19 protein-coding genes are annotated in these 18,998 nt (G+C 72.2%); 10 read left to right on the forward strand and 9 right to left on the reverse strand.

The genetic code is table 11. From position 1 onward, the window contains the following. Nucleotides 1–257: 257 nt before the first annotated feature. The 4 genes from FGM06_RS12015 to FGM06_RS12030 all read right to left on the reverse strand — a co-directional run bounded on the left by FGM06_RS12015 (nt 258) and on the right by FGM06_RS12030 (nt 4,500). Nucleotides 258–1,478: an asparagine synthase C-terminal domain-containing protein gene (locus FGM06_RS12015; RefSeq protein ID WP_144799474.1), complete on the reverse strand. Its 1,221-nt coding sequence runs from the start codon at nt 1,476–1,478 to the stop codon at nt 258–260. A 5-nt stretch (nt 1,479–1,483) separates the two neighbouring features. Continuing rightward, nucleotides 1,484–2,167, reverse strand: a complete 684-nt coding sequence (locus FGM06_RS12020) for a PHP domain-containing protein (protein WP_144799475.1) — start codon at nt 2,165–2,167, stop codon at nt 1,484–1,486. Between the two features lie 549 nt (nt 2,168–2,716). Next, nucleotides 2,717–2,983 (reverse strand): DUF7513 family protein, encoded by a 267-nt coding sequence (locus FGM06_RS12025; protein ID WP_144799476.1) that lies wholly within the window; start codon nt 2,981–2,983, stop codon nt 2,717–2,719. Continuing rightward, on the reverse strand, nt 2,980–4,500 hold the full coding sequence (locus FGM06_RS12030) for a Na+/H+ antiporter NhaC family protein (RefSeq protein ID WP_394348621.1): 1,521 nt from the start codon (nt 4,498–4,500) through the stop codon (nt 2,980–2,982). Before FGM06_RS12030 ends, FGM06_RS12025 begins: the two co-directional genes overlap by 4 nt. A 422-nt stretch (nt 4,501–4,922) precedes the next feature. On the opposite strand from FGM06_RS12030, the gene FGM06_RS12035 reads away from it, so the two are divergent. The 4 genes from FGM06_RS12035 to FGM06_RS12050 all read left to right on the forward strand — a co-directional run bounded on the left by FGM06_RS12035 (nt 4,923) and on the right by FGM06_RS12050 (nt 7,684). Next, nucleotides 4,923–5,393, forward strand: a complete 471-nt coding sequence (locus FGM06_RS12035; protein ID WP_144799478.1) for a 30S ribosomal protein S15 — start codon at nt 4,923–4,925, stop codon at nt 5,391–5,393. A 94-nt stretch (nt 5,394–5,487) separates the two neighbouring features. Next, complete coding sequence (locus FGM06_RS12040) at nt 5,488–6,711, forward strand: exonuclease RecJ (protein ID WP_144799479.1); 1,224 nt, start codon at nt 5,488–5,490, stop codon at nt 6,709–6,711. Beyond that, nucleotides 6,708–7,040, forward strand: a complete 333-nt coding sequence (locus FGM06_RS12045; protein ID WP_144799480.1) for a KEOPS complex subunit Pcc1 — start codon at nt 6,708–6,710, stop codon at nt 7,038–7,040. The genes FGM06_RS12040 and FGM06_RS12045 overlap by 4 nt, the downstream gene beginning before the upstream one ends. After that, the gene (locus tag FGM06_RS12050; protein WP_144799481.1) at nt 7,037–7,684 is read left to right on the forward strand and encodes a 30S ribosomal protein S3ae; all 648 of its coding nucleotides are present in this window, start codon (nt 7,037–7,039) and stop codon (nt 7,682–7,684) included. Before FGM06_RS12045 ends, FGM06_RS12050 begins: the two co-directional genes overlap by 4 nt. A 93-nt stretch (nt 7,685–7,777) precedes the next feature. Here FGM06_RS12050 and FGM06_RS12055 read toward each other — a convergent pair whose 3' ends face one another. After that, the gene (locus FGM06_RS12055) at nt 7,778–8,389 is read right to left on the reverse strand and encodes a GNAT family N-acetyltransferase (protein ID WP_144799482.1); all 612 of its coding nucleotides are present in this window, start codon (nt 8,387–8,389) and stop codon (nt 7,778–7,780) included. Between the two features lie 124 nt (nt 8,390–8,513). On the opposite strand from FGM06_RS12055, the gene FGM06_RS12060 reads away from it, so the two are divergent. After that, the gene (locus tag FGM06_RS12060) at nt 8,514–8,792 is read left to right on the forward strand and encodes a DNA-directed RNA polymerase subunit L (protein WP_144799483.1); all 279 of its coding nucleotides are present in this window, start codon (nt 8,514–8,516) and stop codon (nt 8,790–8,792) included. 131 nt (nt 8,793–8,923) lie between these two features. After that, nucleotides 8,924–9,952 (forward strand): glycosyltransferase family 4 protein, encoded by a 1,029-nt coding sequence (locus tag FGM06_RS12065; protein WP_144799956.1) that lies wholly within the window; start codon nt 8,924–8,926, stop codon nt 9,950–9,952. Between the two features lie 59 nt (nt 9,953–10,011). Here the strand turns inward: FGM06_RS12065 and FGM06_RS12070 are convergent, their stop codons facing one another. Beyond that, nucleotides 10,012–10,341, reverse strand: coding sequence for a DUF7510 family protein (locus FGM06_RS12070; RefSeq protein ID WP_144799484.1), 330 nt, complete (start codon nt 10,339–10,341; stop codon nt 10,012–10,014). 154 nt (nt 10,342–10,495) lie between these two features. Here FGM06_RS12070 and FGM06_RS12075 point away from each other — a divergent pair, with 154 nt between their 5' ends. The 4 genes from FGM06_RS12075 to FGM06_RS12090 all read left to right on the forward strand — a co-directional run bounded on the left by FGM06_RS12075 (nt 10,496) and on the right by FGM06_RS12090 (nt 14,928). Beyond that, the gene (locus tag FGM06_RS12075) at nt 10,496–11,770 is read left to right on the forward strand and encodes a Single-stranded DNA binding protein (RefSeq protein WP_144799485.1); all 1,275 of its coding nucleotides are present in this window, start codon (nt 10,496–10,498) and stop codon (nt 11,768–11,770) included. After that, nucleotides 11,767–13,446, forward strand: coding sequence for a hypothetical protein (locus FGM06_RS12080; protein ID WP_144799486.1), 1,680 nt, complete (start codon nt 11,767–11,769; stop codon nt 13,444–13,446). The genes FGM06_RS12075 and FGM06_RS12080 overlap by 4 nt, the downstream gene beginning before the upstream one ends. After that, nucleotides 13,446–14,267 (forward strand): metallophosphoesterase, encoded by an 822-nt coding sequence (locus FGM06_RS12085; protein WP_144799487.1) that lies wholly within the window; start codon nt 13,446–13,448, stop codon nt 14,265–14,267. The genes FGM06_RS12080 and FGM06_RS12085 overlap by 1 nt, the downstream gene beginning before the upstream one ends. An 82-nt stretch (nt 14,268–14,349) precedes the next feature. Beyond that, the gene (locus FGM06_RS12090; RefSeq protein ID WP_144799488.1) at nt 14,350–14,928 is read left to right on the forward strand and encodes a putative phosphothreonine lyase domain-containing protein; all 579 of its coding nucleotides are present in this window, start codon (nt 14,350–14,352) and stop codon (nt 14,926–14,928) included. A 27-nt stretch (nt 14,929–14,955) separates the two neighbouring features. On the opposite strand, the gene FGM06_RS12095 is transcribed toward FGM06_RS12090, so the two are convergent. From FGM06_RS12095 to mutL, 3 genes are all read right to left on the reverse strand, one after another. Beyond that, nucleotides 14,956–15,393, reverse strand: a complete 438-nt coding sequence (locus FGM06_RS12095; RefSeq protein ID WP_144799489.1) for a Zn-ribbon domain-containing OB-fold protein — start codon at nt 15,391–15,393, stop codon at nt 14,956–14,958. Then, a complete protein-coding gene (locus FGM06_RS12100; RefSeq protein WP_144799490.1) occupies nt 15,390–16,550 on the reverse strand; it encodes a thiolase family protein in 1,161 nt (386 codons plus the stop codon). Before FGM06_RS12100 ends, FGM06_RS12095 begins: the two co-directional genes overlap by 4 nt. A gap of 76 nt (nt 16,551–16,626) precedes the next feature. Further along, nucleotides 16,627–18,939, reverse strand: a complete 2,313-nt coding sequence (gene mutL, locus FGM06_RS12105) for a DNA mismatch repair endonuclease MutL (protein ID WP_144799491.1) — start codon at nt 18,937–18,939, stop codon at nt 16,627–16,629. Nucleotides 18,940–18,998 lie beyond the last annotated feature (59 nt).

Raw genomic sequence — 18,998 nt, forward strand, 5'->3', positions numbered from 1 at the left:
CCTCCGAGGTGTGGATCGGCACATCCGAATCGAGATAGGCCATTCGGTGCCCGATCGTCATCTATACTCCGACCGTGGCAGCCATATTTGTCACTACTCCCCGTATTTTATACCGGTCCCCGTTATTCGTAACCAGACGCCCGAACGATCGGGCGTCGGCCGTAGGACTGGTACTCCATACGGCGGCTTGGTCAGCATCGGCCCTCACGGGCCGTTTTTCGTCAGGACACATCGCCCGCGGAGCGAACGCTCTCCCGTCACTCGCCAGCCAGCAGGTCGTCGAGATACCGCCCGACGTGGTCGTCCATGCGCCGCTTGAACCCGGCCCGCCGCGCGAGCCGGTCGAGCTCGCGGGAGACGTACGTCCCGTACTGGACCGCCTTCTTGTCGGCCGTCCGGACCGACTCCGGCACGCGTCCGGCCGCCGCCCGGCGGAGCGCGACCTTCCGCTCCCCGTCGCTCGCGAGCAGCTCGCCCGGCAACGCCAGCGCGGCCGCGACGACGCGGTCGTCGAGCAGCGGCGCGACCGGCTCGACCCCGGCCGCGCGGAGTGCGAGCACGTCGCGTTCGAGCTGGTCGGGGAGGGTCAGGACGGTCTCGGTCCGGGCGCCCCGCACCGTGTCGGCGTCCACGCGGTCGTCGGTCGCGGGGTCGACGACCTTGCTGTACCCGCCGAACAGCTCGTCCGCGCCCTGGCCGACCGCAAGCCGGTCGAGGCCGTCGGCCGCGGCCGCCTCTGCCGCGAGGTACAGCGGCACCGCGATCGCGAGGTCCATCGGGTTACGGCGCCCCGTCGCGTCGGCGACTGCGCGGACCGCGCGCAGGAGCTCCTCGTGGGTGATCTCGACGACGCGGAGCTCGCGATCCATCGCCGCGGCCGCGTCGCGGGCGGCCGCGACGTCGTGACACCCCTCGAATCCGGCGACGTAGCAGGGCGCGTCGGGGACGCCGGCGGCGACGAGCCCGGAGTCGACGCCGCCGGAGAAGGCGACCGCGAGCCCCCCGGCCGAGTCGCCGAGACCGTCGCGGCCGTCGGCGATCGCTCCGAGCGCGTCACCGACCGCGGCGTCGACCGCCGCCTGCGCGGGCTCCGGGTCGGTCGGCGGTGCGTCGGGGAGCGTCCAGACCCGTTCGACGCCGGCGGCGGAGGCGACTCTCCCCGCCGGAACCGGCGTCGGGTCGTTGAGGGCGGTCCGCGAGAAGCTCCACGCGTCCGGGTCGGTCGGAGTGCGATCGGTCGCCGGGGTGGAGCCAGTCGCCGGGACGGAGTCGGCCGCCGGGTCGATCGCCCCGCGCTCGACGAACAGCGGCTGGCGGCCGAGGACGTCGCGGACGAGGACCGGCCCGTCGCGGCCGGGCGGATCGTCGAGGCGCCCGGCGAAGCCGCGTCCGCCGGGGAGGGGGTCGCCGTCGCGGAGGGCGTCGCGGACGCGGGCTGGAGGCGCCCCGCGGAGATCGGCGGCTGGGGGGCCCGCCATCGCTGTCAGCGCAGCGCGTTCAACGCGCGGAGCGCGCGACGCTTGGCGCCGCCGCCGAACTGGCGGAGCGAGATGCGCCACGGGGTTCGCTTCCCGACGACGCTGGTCCGACCGTCGCGGATCGCGGAGAGGATCGCGTCGGCCGAGTGCTCGTCGGCACCGACCTCGGTCACGGCCTGTCCGACCATCTCAGAGATGTGGGCGTCGCTGCCGGCGGTCATCGGGAGCCGATTCCGGAGCGCGAACTTCTCCGCCTGTCGGTTCGAGCGCCCCGTGAACAGCCGGGAGTTGTACACCTCGATGGCGTCGGCGCCCGCGAGCTGCTCGTCGGTGATGTGGGCGGCGACGCCGTGGCGGGACTTCTGGAAAGGGTGGGGGACGACCGCGATCCCGCCCCGGTCGCGGATCCGGTCGAGCGTCTCGTCGAAGGGGAGCCCGCTCTCGACGCGCTCGTCGATGCCGAACGCGAGCACGTGGCCGACCGCGCAGGTCACCTCCATGCCGACGATGCCGACGAGCCCGTAGTCGGGGGCCTTCTCGGCCGCCTCGATGCTGGCGTCGATCTCGTCGTGGTCCGTGACGGCGAGCGCGTCCAGCCCGACCGCGGCCGCCTGCTCCAACAGGAGGTCGACCGGGTCGCGCCCGTCGTAGGACAGCGCGGAGTGCGCGTGGAGCTCGACCGATAGCACGCGCCGTACTTCGGTACTCGTCTTAAAAAGCGCCCCGGTCCGCGGCGATCCGTCCCGACCGCCGCAGGCGACGGCGCCGACGGAGACGTGATATTCAAACCCGAGAGCGGCGGCGCGCCTCCGAGCGGCCGCCATCGGCGGCCGCGAGGAGCCCGTGCGAGGTCGCCGGCGACGTCGCCGCCGGCTGCCAGAGAGACCGGAGGTCTCTCGCTGGAGTCGGTGGTCCGGAGCGAAGCGGAGGACCACCGACGAGGATGGGGAGGCGTGAGGTGCTGTGCCGTGCGGGATGGGACTCAAAGGGGCAGTCGCGAGGACGACGCAGGCGATGCAAGCACCGCAGGAACGAGCGCAGCGAGTGACGAGGAGCGCAGCGAGCGTGCGTCGTCCTCGCGACTGGGGCTTTGGAGGTGTTTACCGACGATCCGAAATCAACCGTGTCTAGCCGAGCGGCTGGGACTTTGGAGGTGTGTACCGACGATCCGGTGTCGATCGCTTATAAAAGAGCGAACCGCTTCCGTCGAGAGTCGACGTCGCGCTCTCGCCGACCGTTCAGAACGCGCTCTCGCCGACCGTCTCGCGGTAGGTCCCGGTGCCGCGGTGGGTCGTCTCGTCCCATGTCTCGACCGCGACCCGGACGCGGGTGTCCACCGCGTCGTCGGGCGCGCCCTCGATGCGGAGCGTCGAGTCGCCGATCCGGGCGACCGTCTCGCCGCCCGCGTCGCCGGTGACCATCACCTCGATCACGTCGCCGGGCTCGTAGTCGGGGGTCGACCCCCGGAACGACCAGCCGGCGAGGAACTTCTCGAAGCGGCTCATGCGCGCGACACCTCCTCGGAGATCCGGTCGGGGATGTACTCCCGCCCGAACCCGGTGACCGCGGCGAGCAGGAAGACGATCACGAGGAACCAGCCGTGGAACACGTACGGCACCACCTCGATCGGGTTGACGACCATCTCGGGCCCGTACTGCTCGCCGAGCCCGTCGGGCCCGACCATCACCTGGTACCCCACCAGCACGCCGCCGGCCCACGGGAAGATGTAGCCGAGCGCCGAGGTGTTGGCGTCCAAGATGTTCGCGCGCCGGTAGCCGTTGATGTTGAACTTCTCGCCGATCCGGGCGATGTACGGGGCGATCGCGATCTCCGCGGCCGTGTTGATCGTGATCATCCCGTTGATCGCCGCCGTGCCGAGCACCATCGTCAGCTCGGCGCGGCGGACGGTGGTCGCGACCGAGTCGAGCAGGAACTCGAGGATCGCCTCGAAGCCGCCGCCGCGGATCATGATCTGCGCCATCGCCACGATGAGCAGGGTCAACACGATGAGCGGGAAGAAGCCGATCGCGCCCGAGTAGAGGCTCCCGCCAACGCCCGCGGTCTCGCCGACCTGCACGAACGGGAGCGCCGCGGCGGGCGTGGGATCAGTCGTCGTGAACACGAGGATGTCGGCGACCGACGAGAGGCCGAACGCGAGGTTGAACGCGATAGCGACGATCAACCCCCACGAGATCGCCTCCACGATGTGGCGGCCCGCGACCGCCGTCGCGATGACGACCCCCATCGAGATCAGGTGGACCAGCCCGGGCGCCGTCGCCGACTCGCGGAGCGCGGCCGCGCCCTCCAGGCTCGCGCCCGAGAGGACCGAGCCCATAATCAGGTACGCGGCGAAGGCGGGCACCGCGGCGATGATCGCGTACTTGAACCGTGAGGCGACGACGCCGCCGATGTCGGCGTCCTGCGTCACCGCGCTCACGATCGTCGTGTCGCTCACGGGCGCGAGGTTGTCGCCGAAGACGGCGCCCGAGAGAATGGCGGCGAACAGCAGCACCGGGTTCGCGCCGATGAGGACGCCGGCCGGGAAGAACAGCGTCACGAACGCGACGGTCGCACCGTACCCCGTTCCGATCCCGGTCGCGAGCAGGCCGCAGAGGACGAACGCGGCCGCGGGGAATGTGGTCGCGCCGACGTTCAGGGCGTCGGCCGCGAAGATGAGTCCCCCGACGAAGCCGCCGACCTGCAGCGTCTCGGCGAACATCCCGGCCCACAGCCACGCCACGATCGCGGTCGCGGCGACGCGCTGAGTCATCCCCTCGAAGATGGTGTCGGCGTACGCCTTCCAGTCGCCGCGCGCGAAGAACATCCCGAGGATGGTCCCGACGAGCGCGCCGACGACGAGGCCGTTCGTGTCGCCGATCCCGAGGACCCCGCTCTGGACGATCGCCCAGACGATGAAGAAGGCGATCGGCACCGTGCTCGCCCACTTGCCGCCGTAGAAGCTAATTCGAGGCTCGTTCGTCGACGCCGACTCGTCTCCGAACCCGCCGTCGGTGACGGGCACCGGATCGCCGTCTCGCGGTTCCTCGCGGGTACGATTCGCCGAATCGTCGTCTGGTGGGTCGATCACGTGTCTCACCTACGCACCCGGTGACGGACGATCCACCTAAACCCTCCTTTCTCACGCCGCCCGTCCGACGGTCGATCGGTTTCGGTCCCGGCGCACGGCGATCCACAAGAACACGCTTAAGAACCCCGGCGGCGACGTCACGAACGGGAACAGCACAGCTGCAGATCCGACGCGCCGGGGCCTCTTCGCCCGCGGCTTGGGAATGTAGCAGTGCACCGACGCCTCCGGCGTCGCGGCCCGGGCCGGTCCGCTCGCGCGGATCGGGCCGCGGGACCGCTCGCTCGACGCGAGCGCCCGACAGCCGCGCCGCGCGGAGCCGCGGTCACGTTGTGGTTGTGCCGTTCCAATTTCAGACAATGGCACGAATGCACACGCGCCGTCGCGGTTCGTCCGGTTCGGACAAGCCGGCGACGGACGAGAACCCGGAGTGGAGCGACGTCGACGCAGAGGACATCGAGTCCCGCGTCGTCGAACTGGCGGAGCAGGGCCACGACCCCAGCGTCATCGGCCTCAAGCTGCGCGACGAGGGCGTCAAGGGCGTTCCGGTGCCCGACGTGAAGCTGGCGACCGGAAAGAAGGTCACCGAGATCCTCGAGGAGCACGACGCAGAGCCGGAGTACCCCGAGGACCTCTACAAGCTGATGGAACGCGCCGTTCGCCTCCGCGAGCACATGGCGGAGAACGGCCAGGACTACCAGAACAAGCGCGCGCTCCAGAACACCGAGTCGAAGATCCGCCGCCTCGCGAACTACTACCGCGGCGACGAGATCGACGAGGAGTTCACGTACACGTACGAGCTCGCCGCCGAGCTCGTCGACGACGAGTAAGCGCCGACGAGACGCACCGACGAACCGACAGCAACCGAAGACGACGCGACACGCAGACCACACGACAGCCGCCCACGACCGCACTACCCGACCCATGACCGAAGCGACGACCGCCACGCCCGCCCCCGACGCCCTCGCCGACGTCCTCGCAGACGCGCCGTTCGCCCGGCTCGTCGCGACCGACGACGGCGACGCGCTGGCAGCCGCGGGGCTGCTCGCCCGGGCGCTGCGAGCCGTCGGCACGCCGTTCCAGGTCCGGGTCTCCGCCGATCCGGTCCCCGACGACGCCGGCGACGGCGTCGCGGTGACCGTCGGCGCCGCGCGCGGTCCACACGCGATCCCCGGCACCGGACGACCGGCGAGCGCGGACGCGTTCGCGGTCTCGCGCGCGCTCGGCGTCGAGCCGGACCCCGTCGTCGCCCTCGCGGGCGTCGTCGCGGCCGGCTCCGTCCCCGGAACGGACGGTTCCGGCGACGCGCTCGCCGCCGCCGAGGCGTCGGAGCGCGTCCGCCGGCGACCCGGCGTCGGGATTCCGACCGCGGACCTCGCGGACGGCCTCGCGGCCTCGGCGCTCGTTCGGACGCCGTACTCCGGTGACCCCGAGTCCGCGCGCGCCGCGCTCGCGAATCTCGGGCTCCCGGCCGACCTCGACGACGACGCCCACCGACGCCTCGCGTCGCTGGTCGCCGTCGACGTCGCGGACGCGGACGGGGCCAGCGCGCGGGCCGCCACCGCGGTCGAGCGCGCCCTGCGCCCGTACGCGACGGACGGCCCGTTCGAGACGGTCGGCGGCTACGCCGACGTGCTCGACGCGCTCGCCCGCGAGGCCCCCGGCACGGGGGTCGCGATGGCGCTCGACGCCGACCCGAGCGACGACCTCCGGACCGCCGCGCTCGACGCGTGGCGGACCCACGGGCTGGCGGCGCACCGCGCGCTCGACGCCGCGACGACCGGCCGGTACGACGGCTGCGTCGTCGTCCGCGTCGACGTCGCGGGGGCGAGAGACGGCCTCGGAGACGGCGACGCCGCGCGCGACGCGGCCGCCGTCCTCCCGACCGTCGCCCGGCTCGCCCGCGACTTCCGGTCGCCCGAGCCGGTCGCGATCGCGGTCGACGAGACCGCGGGTTGGCTGGCCGCCGCGGCGGTCGAGCCCCTCGGGCTCGGCGACGCCTGCCGGTCGGCGGCGGCCGAGGTCGACGGCGACGGCTGGGGGACCGCCGGGCGCGGCGGGCTCGCGGTCGGCGCGGCCGAGGAGGGCGAGAGCGAGACCGACGGCGACGTCACGAGCGCGCTCGCCGCGCTCAGGGAGGCGCTATGAGCGGAGACGAGCCACGGACCGACACCGACGAGACGCGGGGCGACGGAGCGACCCGGACGGCGACCGTCCGGACGACCCACGCCGACGCCGCCCTCGTCGCCGCCGCGCTCGCCCCGGACGAGACCGACTCGATGGCCACCCGCGTCGACGGCGACGCGATCGAGTGCGCGATCGAGCGGCCGACGACCGGCGGGCTGCGGGCGACCGCGGACGACCACGTCGTGAACCTGCGCGTCGCAGATCGAATCGTCGAGCGCGCGAGGGACCACCTCGCGGCCGACGACGGAGCGCGCCGCTCCGACACCAACGGCGACACCACCAACACATGAGCGAACGATCCGTATCCAAGAGCAGAGAACAGAAGCGCTGGTACACCGTGCTGGCGCCCGAACAGTTCGACCGACAGGAGCTCGGCGAGACGCTCGCCGAGGAGCCCGACCAGGTCGTCGGCCGCACGATCACGACGACGCTCGGCGAGCTCACCGGCGACTCCGGCGCGAACAACACGAAGCTGACCTTCAAGATCACCGACGTCGGCAGCGACACGGCCTACACCGAGTTCATCACGTACGAGCTCACGCGGGACTACCTGCGCTCGCTCGTCCGCCGCGGCGCCTCGAAGGTCGAGGCGTCGATCACGGTGCTGACGACGGACGACTACCGCATCCGCGTCCAGCCCGTCGCGCTGACGACGAAGAAGGCGGACCGCTCCCAGGAGAAGGCGATCCGCCGCGTCATGATCGACAAGGTCCACTCGGCCGCCGAGGAGCGCACCTTCGTGGAGTTCGTCGACGCCATCGTCGAGGGGAACCTCTCCTCGGCCATCTACGGCGAGGCGAAGCTGATCTACCCGCTGCGCCGCGTCGAGGTCCAGAAGCTGACGCTGGAGGCGCGGCCGCGCGAGGTCGCCGCCGAGGAGGAGGCCTCCGTCGACGTCGAGGCCGACGAAGTGGCCGTCGACGCCGACGAGTAACGCCTCGCCGAGCGCACCCGACCGACTTCTCCGTTTATCACCCGCGTAGCCGCGGCGCCGGCGAGTCGCCGCCGGGGGCCGGGCGTAACCCGATCACTCCACGTCCCGCGTCAACTGCTTGCGATACGCCTCGAAATCCTGTTTCTCGTAGAAGCCGAGCGCGCGCTCGTTGTCGACGTCGACGTCGAGCCGAATCTCCTCGCAGTTCCGTTCGCGAGCGTCGGCGACCGCGCGCTCCATTAGGCGGTCGGCGAGCACCGTCCCGCGGTACGGCGCCGAGACGTAGAGGTCCCCGACGACGAGTCGGTCGGGGCGGTCGAAGACGACGGGACACGCGTCGACGCCGGTCGAGACGAACGCGACGAGGTCCCGGTCCGGGTCGGGGACGCCCGGAGGCGCGGGGTCGGCGGGATCGAGCGACCGGGGATCCGCGCCTCCGGGAGTCGAAGAACCGAGAGCCGAGGAACCGCCGTCGCCGCTCGGTCCGCTCTCGACGGCGACCGACACGACCCAGAGCCGGTAGTCGTCCTCGCGCAGTCGGTCGAGTCGGAACGCGGTCTCCTCGGCGATCAGCTCTCCGTCGGGTCGGTCGGCGAGGGCGTGGTCGGCGACGCGCTCGGCGAGGTCGCGGTGGTACGGGAGCCACAGCTCGGCCGCGTACCGCGCGGCGGCGGCCCGGGTGGCCGGCAGTCGTCGGAGTCGCATACGCCGGTGATCGACGCCGGCGGCATACGAGTTCGGGTCGCACGGGAGTCGCGTGCGGGTCGTCCGCATCCGCCGAGATCCGGGAGACGAAAGCTTGAAACGCCGCTCGCCCGACCGCACGAGTATGGAACTGCGGGTCATCGAGAAGACCGACACGGAACTCCGCATCGAGATCGCCGGCGAGGACCACACGTTCATGAACGTGCTGAAGGGCGTCCTGCTGGAGACGGACGGCGTCGCGGCCGCGACCTACGACATGAACCCCGAGCAGTCCGGTGGCCAGACGGAGCCGGTACTGACGGTAAAATCCGAGTCCGACGACCCGCTCGACCTGCTCGCCGACGCCGCAGCGGCGATCACCGAGCGGACGGGCTCCCTGCGCGACGCCGTGCGGGCGGCCTGAACCGGGGTCACTGAGTTTTTCGAGCGTCTTTTCGTTCCGTTTTCCCGCCCCGACAGCCCCCGCTCGGTCGAACGAGGGGCATACCTAAGTGCCGACTCCAGAAACGGAGAGGTATGCCACCGAGCGTACTCATGCTGGGATGGGGGTACCCGCCGAACATCACCGGCGGGCTCGACGTCCACGTCGGCGAACTGTTCTCCGGGCTCCGCGACGACCTCGGGGTGGAGGCCACCCTGGTGTTGCCCGCGGAGTTCGCCCCGGACGACGAGCCGGGCCTCGAACCGGTGGAGACGGGCGACGGCGACATCGCCGCCCGCATAGAGCGCCTCAGCGACCGGTTCGCGGAGCTGGCGCCCGACCACGACGTGATCCACACCCACGACTGGTTCGGCTACGCGCCCGGACGGCAGGCCGCCCGCGCGTCGGACGCGACGTGGGTCTCGTCGTTCCACTCGCTGGCGAGCGACCGCAACATCGACCCGCCGAGCCGCGAGGTCGAAACGGAACGCCGCCTCGCGAACGCCGCCGACACGAACATCGCCGTCAGCGAGATCGTCCGCGGGGACATCAGGGAGCTGTACGACGCCGACTCCCGCGTCGTGTACAACGGCTTCTCGACGCCGAAGTTCTCCGGCAAGGACGTCCGCGAGGACCTCGGCATCGACGGCGAGATGCTGTTCTTCGTCGGCAGACACACCGACCAGAAGGGGATCTCCCACCTGCTGTACGCGATGAAGAAGCTCCGCGGGCGCGACGTCACCCTCGTCGTCGGCGGGTCGGGCCACCAGACGGACCAGCTGAAGCGGTTCGCCGAGCTCCTCGGCATCGAGGACCGCGTCGAGTTCGTCGGCTACGTCCCCGAGGCGGAACTGGGCGACTACTACGCGGCCTCGGACGCGTTCGTCTCCCCCTCGTACGCGGAGCCGTTCGGGATCACGATCACGGAGGCGCTGGAGGCGGGGACGCAGGTCGTCGCGACGCCCTCTGGCGTCGCCGAGGTGCTCCCCGACGGCTGCCTCGTGGAGGTCGAGACGGACTCGGAGTCGATCGTCGACGGGCTCGTCGAGGCGCTCGACCGCGAGGAGCCGCCGCAGTACGAGCGCCGGGAGTGGCTGGACGTGGCGGAGGACACGCTGGCGGTGTACGAGGACGTGGCGTAGGACGGATTAGCGGAGTACGAGACGCTGCGAAGGGTGAGACGCCTCCCTCGGTCCGGCTTCTATTCGGCCGACTCCTCGTCGCCCCGGTACACGTCGAACTCCGTCGCCGGCTCGGGGTGACTGACCCGGAACCCCTCGGCCGTCTCGACCACGCCGCGGGTGCTGCCGGAGGTACCGCCGTACGGGCTCTCCTCGCCGTCGACACCGCTCGCGCCCTGATACGGCGAGGTGTACGGCGACCCCGAGACGGGCTCGTCGAAGCTCTCGGGCGGGAGGTAGATCCGCTCGCCGCCCTCCGATCGGACGACGACCCCGACGTCGCGGGTACCGGTCACGTCGATGACGGTTCGCTCCCCCGTGACGCGCGCGTCGATGTTGACTTCGTCCATACCTCACGGTGCGAACGGGGACGGTTTAGCAGTACCGGCCGTCGACACCCGCTCGTCCCCGGAGACGCTTCGACGGACCGCCCGCGCCGCCCGCGCATCCCGACCGCCCCCGGGTGGTGAATCCTTTTGTGCGGTCGCGTCGAAGTCGACTCCGATGGACGTCAACAGCCATGCCGAGGAGCTCGCCTCCGACCTCGGTGTCGACAAAGAGGAGGTCAAAGCCGACCTGGAGAACTTACTGGAGTACAGCGTCCCGATCGACGAGGCGAAACAGAGCGTCCGCCGGAAACACGGGGGCGGCGGGGGCGGCTCGACCCCGACCCCCGACGCCGTCGACGTCGGCGAGATCACCACCGACCACGACGGCGTGACGGTCACCGTGCGCGTGCTCACGCAGGGGACGCGGACGATCCGCTATCAGGGCGACGACCTCACGATCCGCGAGGGAGAGATCGCCGACGAGACGGGCGTCATCTCCTACACCGCCTGGCAGGACTTCGGGTTCGAACCGGGCGACTCGCTGACGATCGGCAACGCCGGTGTCCGGGAGTGGGAGGGCGCGCCGGAGCTCAACCTCAACGACTCCACCACCGTCGCCATCGCGGACGAGCCGGTCGAGGTCGACCGCGATGTCGGCGGCGATCGGAACCTCGTCGACATCGACGCGGGCGACCGCGGGCGAAACGTCGAGGTCCGCGTGCTGGAGGTCGACGAGAAGACGATCTCCGGGCGCGACGGCGAGACGGAGATCTTAGAGGGCGTCGTCGGCGACGCGACCGCGAAGCTCCCGTTCACCGACTGGCAGCCGCGCGCCGAGCTGGAGCCGGGCGCCGACCTCCGGATCGAGGACGTGTACGTCCGCGAGTTCCGCGGCGTCCCCTCGCTCAACCTCACCGAGTTCTCGACGGTCACCCCCCTCCCCGACCCCGTCGAGGTCGCCGAGGACGCCCCCCACCTCTCGGTCGGCGAGGCGGTCGCCTCCGGCGGGATGTTCGACGTCGAGGTCGTCGGCAACGTCTTGCAGATCCGCGACGGCTCCGGGCTCATCGAGCGCTGTCCCGACTGCGGCCGCGTCGTCCAGAACGGCCAGTGCCGGAGCCACGGCGACGTCGACGGCGAGGACGACCTCCGCGTGAAGGCGATCCTCGACGACGGCACCGACACCGTCACCGTCGTCCTCGACGACGAGCTCACCGCCGAGGTGTACGGCGGCGGGCTCGACGACGCCCTCGACGCCGCGAAGGACGCGATGGACAAGGAGGTCGTCGCCGAGGAGATCGCCGACTCGCTCGTCGGGCGCGCCTACCGCGTCCGCGGGAACCTCTCCGTCGACGACTACGGGGCCAACCTCGACGCGAGCGAGTTCGAGCTCGCGGACGACGACCCGGCCGAGCACGCCCGCGCCGCGCTAGCGGAGGTGGGCGAATGAGCGACGACGGACCGGGCGCCCGCGAGGTCGCCCACCGGCTGTTCGCCGCCGAGTTCGACGACGCCTCCCTCTCGTACTCCGAGAGCGACGAGGAGCGCGCCCCGAACTACGTCGTCACGCCGACCGGCGCGCGCGTGAACCGGCTGTTCGTCGCGGGGGTGCTCACCGAGATCGAGCGCGTGAACGACGAGACGCGCCGCGGGCGGGTGGTCGACCCCTCCGGCGCCTTCGTCACATACGCCGGCCAGTACCAGCCCGAGGCGCAGGCGTTCTTGGAGCGCGCCGACCCGCCGTCGTTCGTCGCGCTCACGGGGAAGGCGCGCACCTTCGAGCCGGAGGACTCCGATCGAGTGTTCACCTCGGTCCGCCCCGAGAGCCTCAACGAGGTCGACGCCGACACGCGCGACCGTTGGGTCGTCTCCGCCGCCGAGGCGACGCTCGACCGGCTCGCCGTCTTCGCCGAGGCCCTCGACTCGGACCTCCGCGGAGAGGAGCTCAGCGCCGCCCTCGAATCCGGCGGCGCGCCCGCGTCGCTGGCGGCGGGGATCCCGAAGGCGATCGACCACTACGACACCTCGACGGCGTACGTCGAGGCGGTTCGACGGCTCGCCGTCGACGCGCTGGAGCTGATCGCCGGCGACCGCGACGAGGTCCGGGCGCTCGACCTCGCCCCGGACGCGGGCGGCGAGAGCGACATCGGCGCGCTCCCGGAGACCGACGTGACGATCGAGGCCCCCACCGGGGCCGCGGCGCCGTCTGGAGCCGACGAGGCGAGTGTCGATACCGGATCGGCCGACGAGGCCGAGACGACCGCCGAGACCGAAACGACCACCGAGACCGAAGCGCCTGACGAGGTCGAGTCGGCCGCTGCCACCGACACCGAGGCGACCGCGGTGGACGACGGCGGGGAGTCCGAGCCGATCGAGTCGGCCGACGCGACCGATGTCGTCGAGAGCGACGCGGCCGACGCCGAGGAGAGCGACGCGGCCGACGCCGCGGGGGCCGACGTGAGCGCCGACACCGCGGAGTCCGCCGACGCCGGAGATGATGGACTCGGCGACTTCGAGGCCGGGGGCGACGAGGACGACAGCGACACAACCGAAGGGGCGCTCGACGACGCGGAAGCCACGGCCGACGCGGAAGCTACGGCCGGCGCGGACGCCACGACCGACGCGGACGCCGCCGATCCCGCGAGCGACGAGATGTACGAGCTCGACGATGAGGAGCGCGAGGAGATAGAGTCCGAGTTCGGCACCGACTTCGCGACCGGCTCCGAGGTCGACGAGCCCGGGGAGGCCGACATCGACGTGCCCGACCCGGAGGAGCTACAGGAGACGCCGGAGGACGCCGCGGCGGCCGACCTCGACACCGATCTCGCCGAAACGGAAGCGGTGGACGACGACGCGACCGGCGGATCGGCCGGAGGCGACGAACCGGACGCGGCCGCCGAGCCGGATGAGGGCGACGCGGCCGCCGAGGACGTCGACCTCGAGGACGCCGTCATCGACGCCATGGGCGCGCTCGACGACGGCGACGGCGCCGACCGCGAGGCCGTCGTCGAGCGCGTGGTCGACGAGCACGGCGTCGCCGCCGACCCGGTCGAGGACGCGATCCAGGACACGCTGATGAGCGGGAAGTGTTACGAGCCCGGCGACGGGGTGCTCAAGCCGATCTGATGGCGCGTGGCGAGCCGGTCAGCGTCGAGCCGATCGTCGGCGAACCCGCCGCCGTGGCCGACCTCGGCGGCGAGCGCGCGCTGCTCGTCGCCGACGTCCACGCCGGCATCGAGGTCGGCCTCCGCTACGAGCGAGGGGTCGAGCTCGACGACCGGGCCGACGAGCGCCGCGAGCGGCTCTGCGCGCTCCTCGCCGAGACCGACGCCGACCGGCTCGTCGTCCTCGGCGACCTCGCCCACCGCATCGCGGCGCCAGAGGGCGACGAGCGCGAGGAGCTGGAGACTCTGATCCGGGCGGTGACCGACCGGGTCCCAATGACGCTCGTCGAGGGGAACCACGACGCGGGCGTCGCTGAGGCGTTCGCCGACGACCTCGACGTGATCGGGGGCGGCGGCGGCGTTATCGGAGGCGGAGGCGCCCGCGAAGCGGACGGAGAGAGCAGCCGGACCGGCCGCGTCGCGGTCCTCCACGGCCACACGTGGCCGGATCCGGCGCTGCTCGACGCCGATGTGGTGTGTATGGGCCACGAGCACCCGCAGGTGCGGCTGGAGGACGCGGTCGGCGGCTCGCGCGTGGAGCGCGCGTGGCTCCGCGGCCGGCTCGATCCGGCGGCGTTCGTCGATGACGACGGTTCGACGGCAGCCGCCTCCGGCGACCCGCCCGAACTCGTCGTCTTCCCGGCGTTCAACGAGCGCTCCGGGGGGACGTGGGTGAACGTCGACGGGCAGTCGTTCCTCGCGCCGTTCCTCCCCGACGCGCTCCCGGCGGGCGACGCGTACCTGCTCGACGGGACTCGGCTCGGCGACTTCCGGCGGATCTGAGGGGGCCGTCGAGCGCGCCGACCCGTTTCCTCGCCGCGCCCCTCGCCGAGAGCGTTTTCCCCCGGGAGGCGGAACGCGGGCCATGGTCACCGACCGCGCGCCGACCGAGATCGACGAGGCGGGGCGGCACTGGCTCCGAGTCAAGGGCGTGACGGGGTTCCCGCGGGAGGCCCGCGACGGCTACTTCCCGAGACACGGGGTGACGCGGCCCGCGGCGACGACGGAGGCGGACCTGCCGGCGGTCGACCGAGGGCGGGAGGACGCGCTCCCGGCCGACGCCGAGACCGTCGCCGACGCCGACCGGCTCGCGCTCGAAACGACGTACCTGAGCGGAAAGTGGCTGATCGAGCGCCCGCCCGAGACGGTCGACGAGCTCTGGGAGGGTGTGGTCGACGACGTCGCGGCCGAGCGGTTCTGGGACGCGAAGGTCACGACGCTGGCGGGGTGCGAGGCGTTCGGCGAGACGGACCACGCCGTGCTCGTGTTCACGCCCAACTACTTCGACCGGGAGGACGTCGACCGGGTGCGACGCCGGCTCAGAGAGGCCCACGGGGTGACCGAGGCGATCCGGTACCGACCCGACGTGTACACGCTCGACGGGGCCCACGAGGAGCGGCTCGGCGGGCTCACCGACTCGGCGGCGTCGCGGTTCCGGGCCTGAGAGGCCGTTGCGAGGCGGGCCGTCTAGCTACTCGACCGGCCGGAACCGGAAGCCGTCCCACTCCTGGCTCTCCGGCTCGCGGATCCCCGCGCCCGGCTCCCTGAGGTCGTCGGCGTAGACCGGTTCGACGCGGTCGCCGATGTCGACGTCGACGTCGCCGGACTCGCCGGCGTCGTCAGCGTCCGCGCGCGGCGCGACCTGCCCGAGCGCCCGGACCACCGGGCCGTCGTACTCCTCGCCCATGTCGAACTCGACGATCGCGAGGGTGTTGGGCTCGCGGACGCCCGGCGGTGTCGCCGTCGACGTCGTCCACGTGACGACGCGACCCTCGCGCTCGCGGAGGTCGACCGTCCCGACCCGCTCGGCGCCGTTCGGGCTCACGGTGTGGGGCGGGTAGGTGACCGTCCCGTCCGCGTACTCGGCCGCCTCGAAGGTCTGGTCGTCCGTCTGAGTGTTCTCGCTCATTGGCTTCCCTCCAGGATCGCGGTGGTCACGCAGTTCCCGAACCCGCCGACGTTGCAGGCGAGGCCCGTGTCGGCCTCCACCTGCCGGGGGCCGGCGTTCCCGGTGACCTGCTGATAGATCTCGTACACCTGTGCGACGCCGCTGGCCCCGAGCGGGTGACCCTTGGACTTGAGCCCGCCGGAGGTGTTGATCGGGAGGTCGCCGTCGCGGTCGGTGACCCCCTCCTCGACCGCCCTCCACCCCTCGCCCTTCTCGAAGAAGCCGAGGTCCTCGCTCTGGAGGAACTCGAGGATCGTGAACATGTCGTGGAGCTCCGCGACGTCGACGTCGTCCGGGCCGATCCCGGCCATCTCGTAGGCGATCTCCGAGGAGTCGACGACGCCGCCCATCGTCGTCGGGTCCGCGCGCTCGTGGACGACGTGGGTGTCGGTCGCGCCGCCGATCCCCGAGATCACCGCGTACTCACTCTCCGGGGCGTACTCCTCGGCGACGGACTCGGGACAGAACACGAGCGCCGCGGAGCCGTCCGTGATCGGGCAGAAGTCGTACAGCCGGAGGGGGTCGGCGACGATCGGCGAGTCGAGCACCGTGTCGAGGTCAACCTCCTTCCGGAATTGCGCGTGAGGGTTGTCCACGCCGTTGGCGTGGTTCTTCACCGCGACCTTCCCGAGGCTCTCTCGCGGCGCGTCGTACTCGTCGAGGTAGAGCCGGGCGGTGAGCCCCGCGAACGAGGGGAGCGTGACGCCGTGCTTGTACTCGACCGGGTGCGTGAGCGACGCGATCACGTCGGTCGCCTCCGACGTCGTCCGGTGGGTCATCTTCTCGCCGCCGACGAGCATGGTGAGGTCGCTCGCGCCGGAGGCGACCGACTGCCACGCGGCGTACACGCCCGCGCCTCCCGACGAGGAGGTCTGGTCGATCCGGGCGGTGTACGCCCCCGTGGCCGCCAGGTCGTGAGCGAGCGCGTTCGGGACGCCGGTCCGTCCCTCGAACTCGCCGCTGGCCATGTTCGAGACGTACAGGTGATCGAGGTCGTCGCCGTCGATGCCGGCGTCGTCGAGCGCGGCCGCGCCCGCCTCCGCCAGCAGCTCCTGGACCCAAGCGTCGCGCTGCCCGAACCGGGTCATCGACGCGCCGATGATCGCTACGCGTTCCATACCCGTGGGTCCACGGCGCCCGCCTAAAGCGTACCTCTCTGCGGTCGCCCGGGAAGCGAGGGCCGTCCCCGCCGGGTCACTCCGCGCGCCGACCGGCGTGCCCGGGGTAGTCGCGCTCGAAGCGCGACCCGATCTCCTCGCGGTCGAGCCGGATCACGACCGGGCGCCCGTGCGGGCAGGCGTACGGGTTCTCGCAGGCGTCGAGCCGGTCGAGCAGGTCGACGACCCGCCCCTCCGTCAGCGAGGTGTTCCCGGTCACGGAGGGGTAACACGCCAGGTCCGCGAGCAGCTCGTCGACGACGTCGGTCACCGGCTCCTCGCCCTGGGTGGCGTCCCCGACGAACGCCGAGAGGACGTCCCGCAGGAGGTCCGGATCGAGCGCGGCGTCGAAGACGGCCGGGACCGACTCGACGGCCACATCGCGCTCGCCCGCGCGCTCGGCGCGGAACCCGATCTCGGCGAGATCGCCGGCGAAGTCGTCGAACAGCGCCGCCTCCCGCGCCGTGAGCTCGACGCGGACCGGCTCCGCGAGCGCCTGCGCGTCGGCGCCGTCGGCGAACGCCTCCCGCAGTCGCTCGTAGTTCACCCGCTCGTCGGCCGCGTGCTGGTCGATCAGCACGAGCCCGTCCGGCGCCTCGGCGACGACGTACGTCTCGTGGAGCTGCCCGAGGACGCGCAGCGGCGGGAGGGAGTCGTAGCTCCGCTCCGCGGCCTCGGTGGTGTCGCCGGCGAGCGTCCGCTGGGCGGTCGCGGTCGAGCGCGGCTCGGTCGCCGGCTGCCGTCGCTCGTTCGGCGCGCCTTCGACATCGTCAGACGCGCCGACAACGTCGTCGGGTGCGCCGGCGACGCCGTCGATTCCGGAATCGGTGACGCCGCCGGCCGCCGAATTGGCGCCGGCGTCGGCTTCGCCGTCACCGAACCGGTCGAACCCGTCCCCCTCCCCGGCGGCGGTCTCGACGGCCGTCGCCCCGTCGTCTCCCTCGCTCTCTCCTCCGTCGTCCGGTTCCGACTGCCAGCTCCGCGGCGAGGGGCGGTCGGCAGAGGGGTCGTGAGAGCCGGTTGACTCGCCGAGTCCGGCGGAGCCGGAGGTGGAACCACCGGCGTCGACGGCGCCGTCCGAGCCCGCGTCGCCGACGGCCCACGCGTCCTCGTCCGTCGGATCGAGCTCGGCCGCGTCGGTCGCGGGCCCCTCGGATCCCCCTGCGTCGCCCCCGTCGCGCCCGTCGAGCGCCGCGCGCTCGTGGTCGGTCCCCGCGCCGCCGACGGCCTCGGCCTCCGTGCCCTCCGGGTTGATCTCGGTCTGGTCCGGTGCCGACTGCCCCCGCGGCGCGGTCGAGCGGATCAGCCCGTGATCGAGCAGCGCCGCCTCGACCGCCTCCTCGACGGCGGCGCGCACGGCGGGCTCCTCGTCGAACCGGACCTCCAGCTTCCGGGGGTGGACGTTCACGTCGACGTCGCCGGGCGGCACCTCGACGAACAGCACCGCGAAGGGGTAGCGATCCGGGGCGAGCTGGCCGCCGTACGCCTCCAGCACCGCTTCCCGGAGCGCGCTCGCGGTGACGTACCGGTCGTTGACGTAGGTGGCGAGGTACTCGCGAGTCGAGCGCGTCGTCTCCGGGTGCGAGACGAGGCCGGTGACGCGACGGACGGGCGGGTCGGCCGGGGCGCCGTCGGCGTCCGCGCCGTCGACGCTCTCGGGCGTCCACTCCACGTCCACCATCGCCTCCGCGACCTCGCGGCCGTAGACGGCCAGCACGGCCGACCTGAGGTCGCCGTTCCCCTCGGTCGCGAACGTCTCGCGGCCGTCGTGCTCCAGCGAGACGGCGACGTCGGGTTTCGCGAGCGCGTAGCCCGTGACGACCGTGTTGACCCGGTCGAACTCGGTGGCCGTCCGCTTGAGGAACTTCTTGCGGGCGGGGGTGTTATAAAAGAGGTCCGCGACCTCGACGGACGTCCCCTCCGGACAGCCCGCGGGTCGGACCTCGCCGACCTCGCCGCCCTCGACCGTGATCTCGGCGCCGGCGTCTGCGCCGGGCGGCTTAGAGCGAACGGTGAGCCGCGAGACCGCGCCGACGGTGTACAGCGCCTCGCCGCGGAAGCCGAGGGTGCCGACGCCGCGGTCGAGGTCCTCGATGTCGCCGATCTTCGAGGTGGCGTGCTCCGCGACCGCGGCCTCTAGCTGGTCCGCCGGGATCCCCACGCCGTCGTCGCGGACGCGGACGCCCTCGGTGCCGCCGGCCTCGACCGAGACGGCGACCCGGCTCGCGTCCGCGTCGAGGCTGTTCTCGATCAGCTCCTTGACGACGCTCGCCGGGCGCTCGACGACCTCGCCGGCCGCGATGCGCTGGACGGTGCGCTCGTCCAACCGCTCGATGTTCGGCGGCTCCATTGCTTACCCTCCGGTGGGACGAGCGCGCACTTGAAGCCGTTGTCGCCGCGGTCGGCGAG

Origin of the sequence: Halorubrum depositum, from assembly GCF_007671725.1 — an archaeon.
In the GTDB taxonomy this organism is placed as follows: Archaea; Halobacteriota; Halobacteria; order Halobacteriales; family Haloferacaceae; genus Halorubrum; species Halorubrum depositum.

Coding starts and splice junctions, on each gene's coding strand:
- FGM06_RS12015 (WP_144799474.1), bottom strand. CDS start 1,478: ATGGCGGGCCCCCCAGCCGCCGATCTCCGCGGGGCGCCTCCAGCCCGC.
- FGM06_RS12025 (WP_144799476.1), bottom strand. CDS start 2,983: ATGAGCCGCTTCGAGAAGTTCCTCGCCGGCTGGTCGTTCCGGGGGTCG.
- FGM06_RS12035 (WP_144799478.1), top strand. CDS start 4,923: ATGGCACGAATGCACACGCGCCGTCGCGGTTCGTCCGGTTCGGACAAG.
- FGM06_RS12040 (WP_144799479.1), top strand. CDS start 5,488: ATGACCGAAGCGACGACCGCCACGCCCGCCCCCGACGCCCTCGCCGAC.
- FGM06_RS12045 (WP_144799480.1), top strand. CDS start 6,708: ATGAGCGGAGACGAGCCACGGACCGACACCGACGAGACGCGGGGCGAC.
- FGM06_RS12050 (WP_144799481.1), top strand. CDS start 7,037: ATGAGCGAACGATCCGTATCCAAGAGCAGAGAACAGAAGCGCTGGTAC.
- FGM06_RS12055 (WP_144799482.1), bottom strand. CDS start 8,389: ATGCGACTCCGACGACTGCCGGCCACCCGGGCCGCCGCCGCGCGGTAC.
- FGM06_RS12060 (WP_144799483.1), top strand. CDS start 8,514: ATGGAACTGCGGGTCATCGAGAAGACCGACACGGAACTCCGCATCGAG.
- FGM06_RS12065 (WP_144799956.1), top strand. CDS start 8,924: ATGCTGGGATGGGGGTACCCGCCGAACATCACCGGCGGGCTCGACGTC.
- FGM06_RS12070 (WP_144799484.1), bottom strand. CDS start 10,341: ATGGACGAAGTCAACATCGACGCGCGCGTCACGGGGGAGCGAACCGTC.
- FGM06_RS12075 (WP_144799485.1), top strand. CDS start 10,496: ATGGACGTCAACAGCCATGCCGAGGAGCTCGCCTCCGACCTCGGTGTC.
- FGM06_RS12080 (WP_144799486.1), top strand. CDS start 11,767: ATGAGCGACGACGGACCGGGCGCCCGCGAGGTCGCCCACCGGCTGTTC.
- FGM06_RS12085 (WP_144799487.1), top strand. CDS start 13,446: ATGGCGCGTGGCGAGCCGGTCAGCGTCGAGCCGATCGTCGGCGAACCC.
- FGM06_RS12090 (WP_144799488.1), top strand. CDS start 14,350: ATGGTCACCGACCGCGCGCCGACCGAGATCGACGAGGCGGGGCGGCAC.
- FGM06_RS12095 (WP_144799489.1), bottom strand. CDS start 15,393: ATGAGCGAGAACACTCAGACGGACGACCAGACCTTCGAGGCGGCCGAG.
- FGM06_RS12100 (WP_144799490.1), bottom strand. CDS start 16,550: ATGGAACGCGTAGCGATCATCGGCGCGTCGATGACCCGGTTCGGGCAG.
- mutL (WP_144799491.1), bottom strand. CDS start 18,939: ATGGAGCCGCCGAACATCGAGCGGTTGGACGAGCGCACCGTCCAGCGC.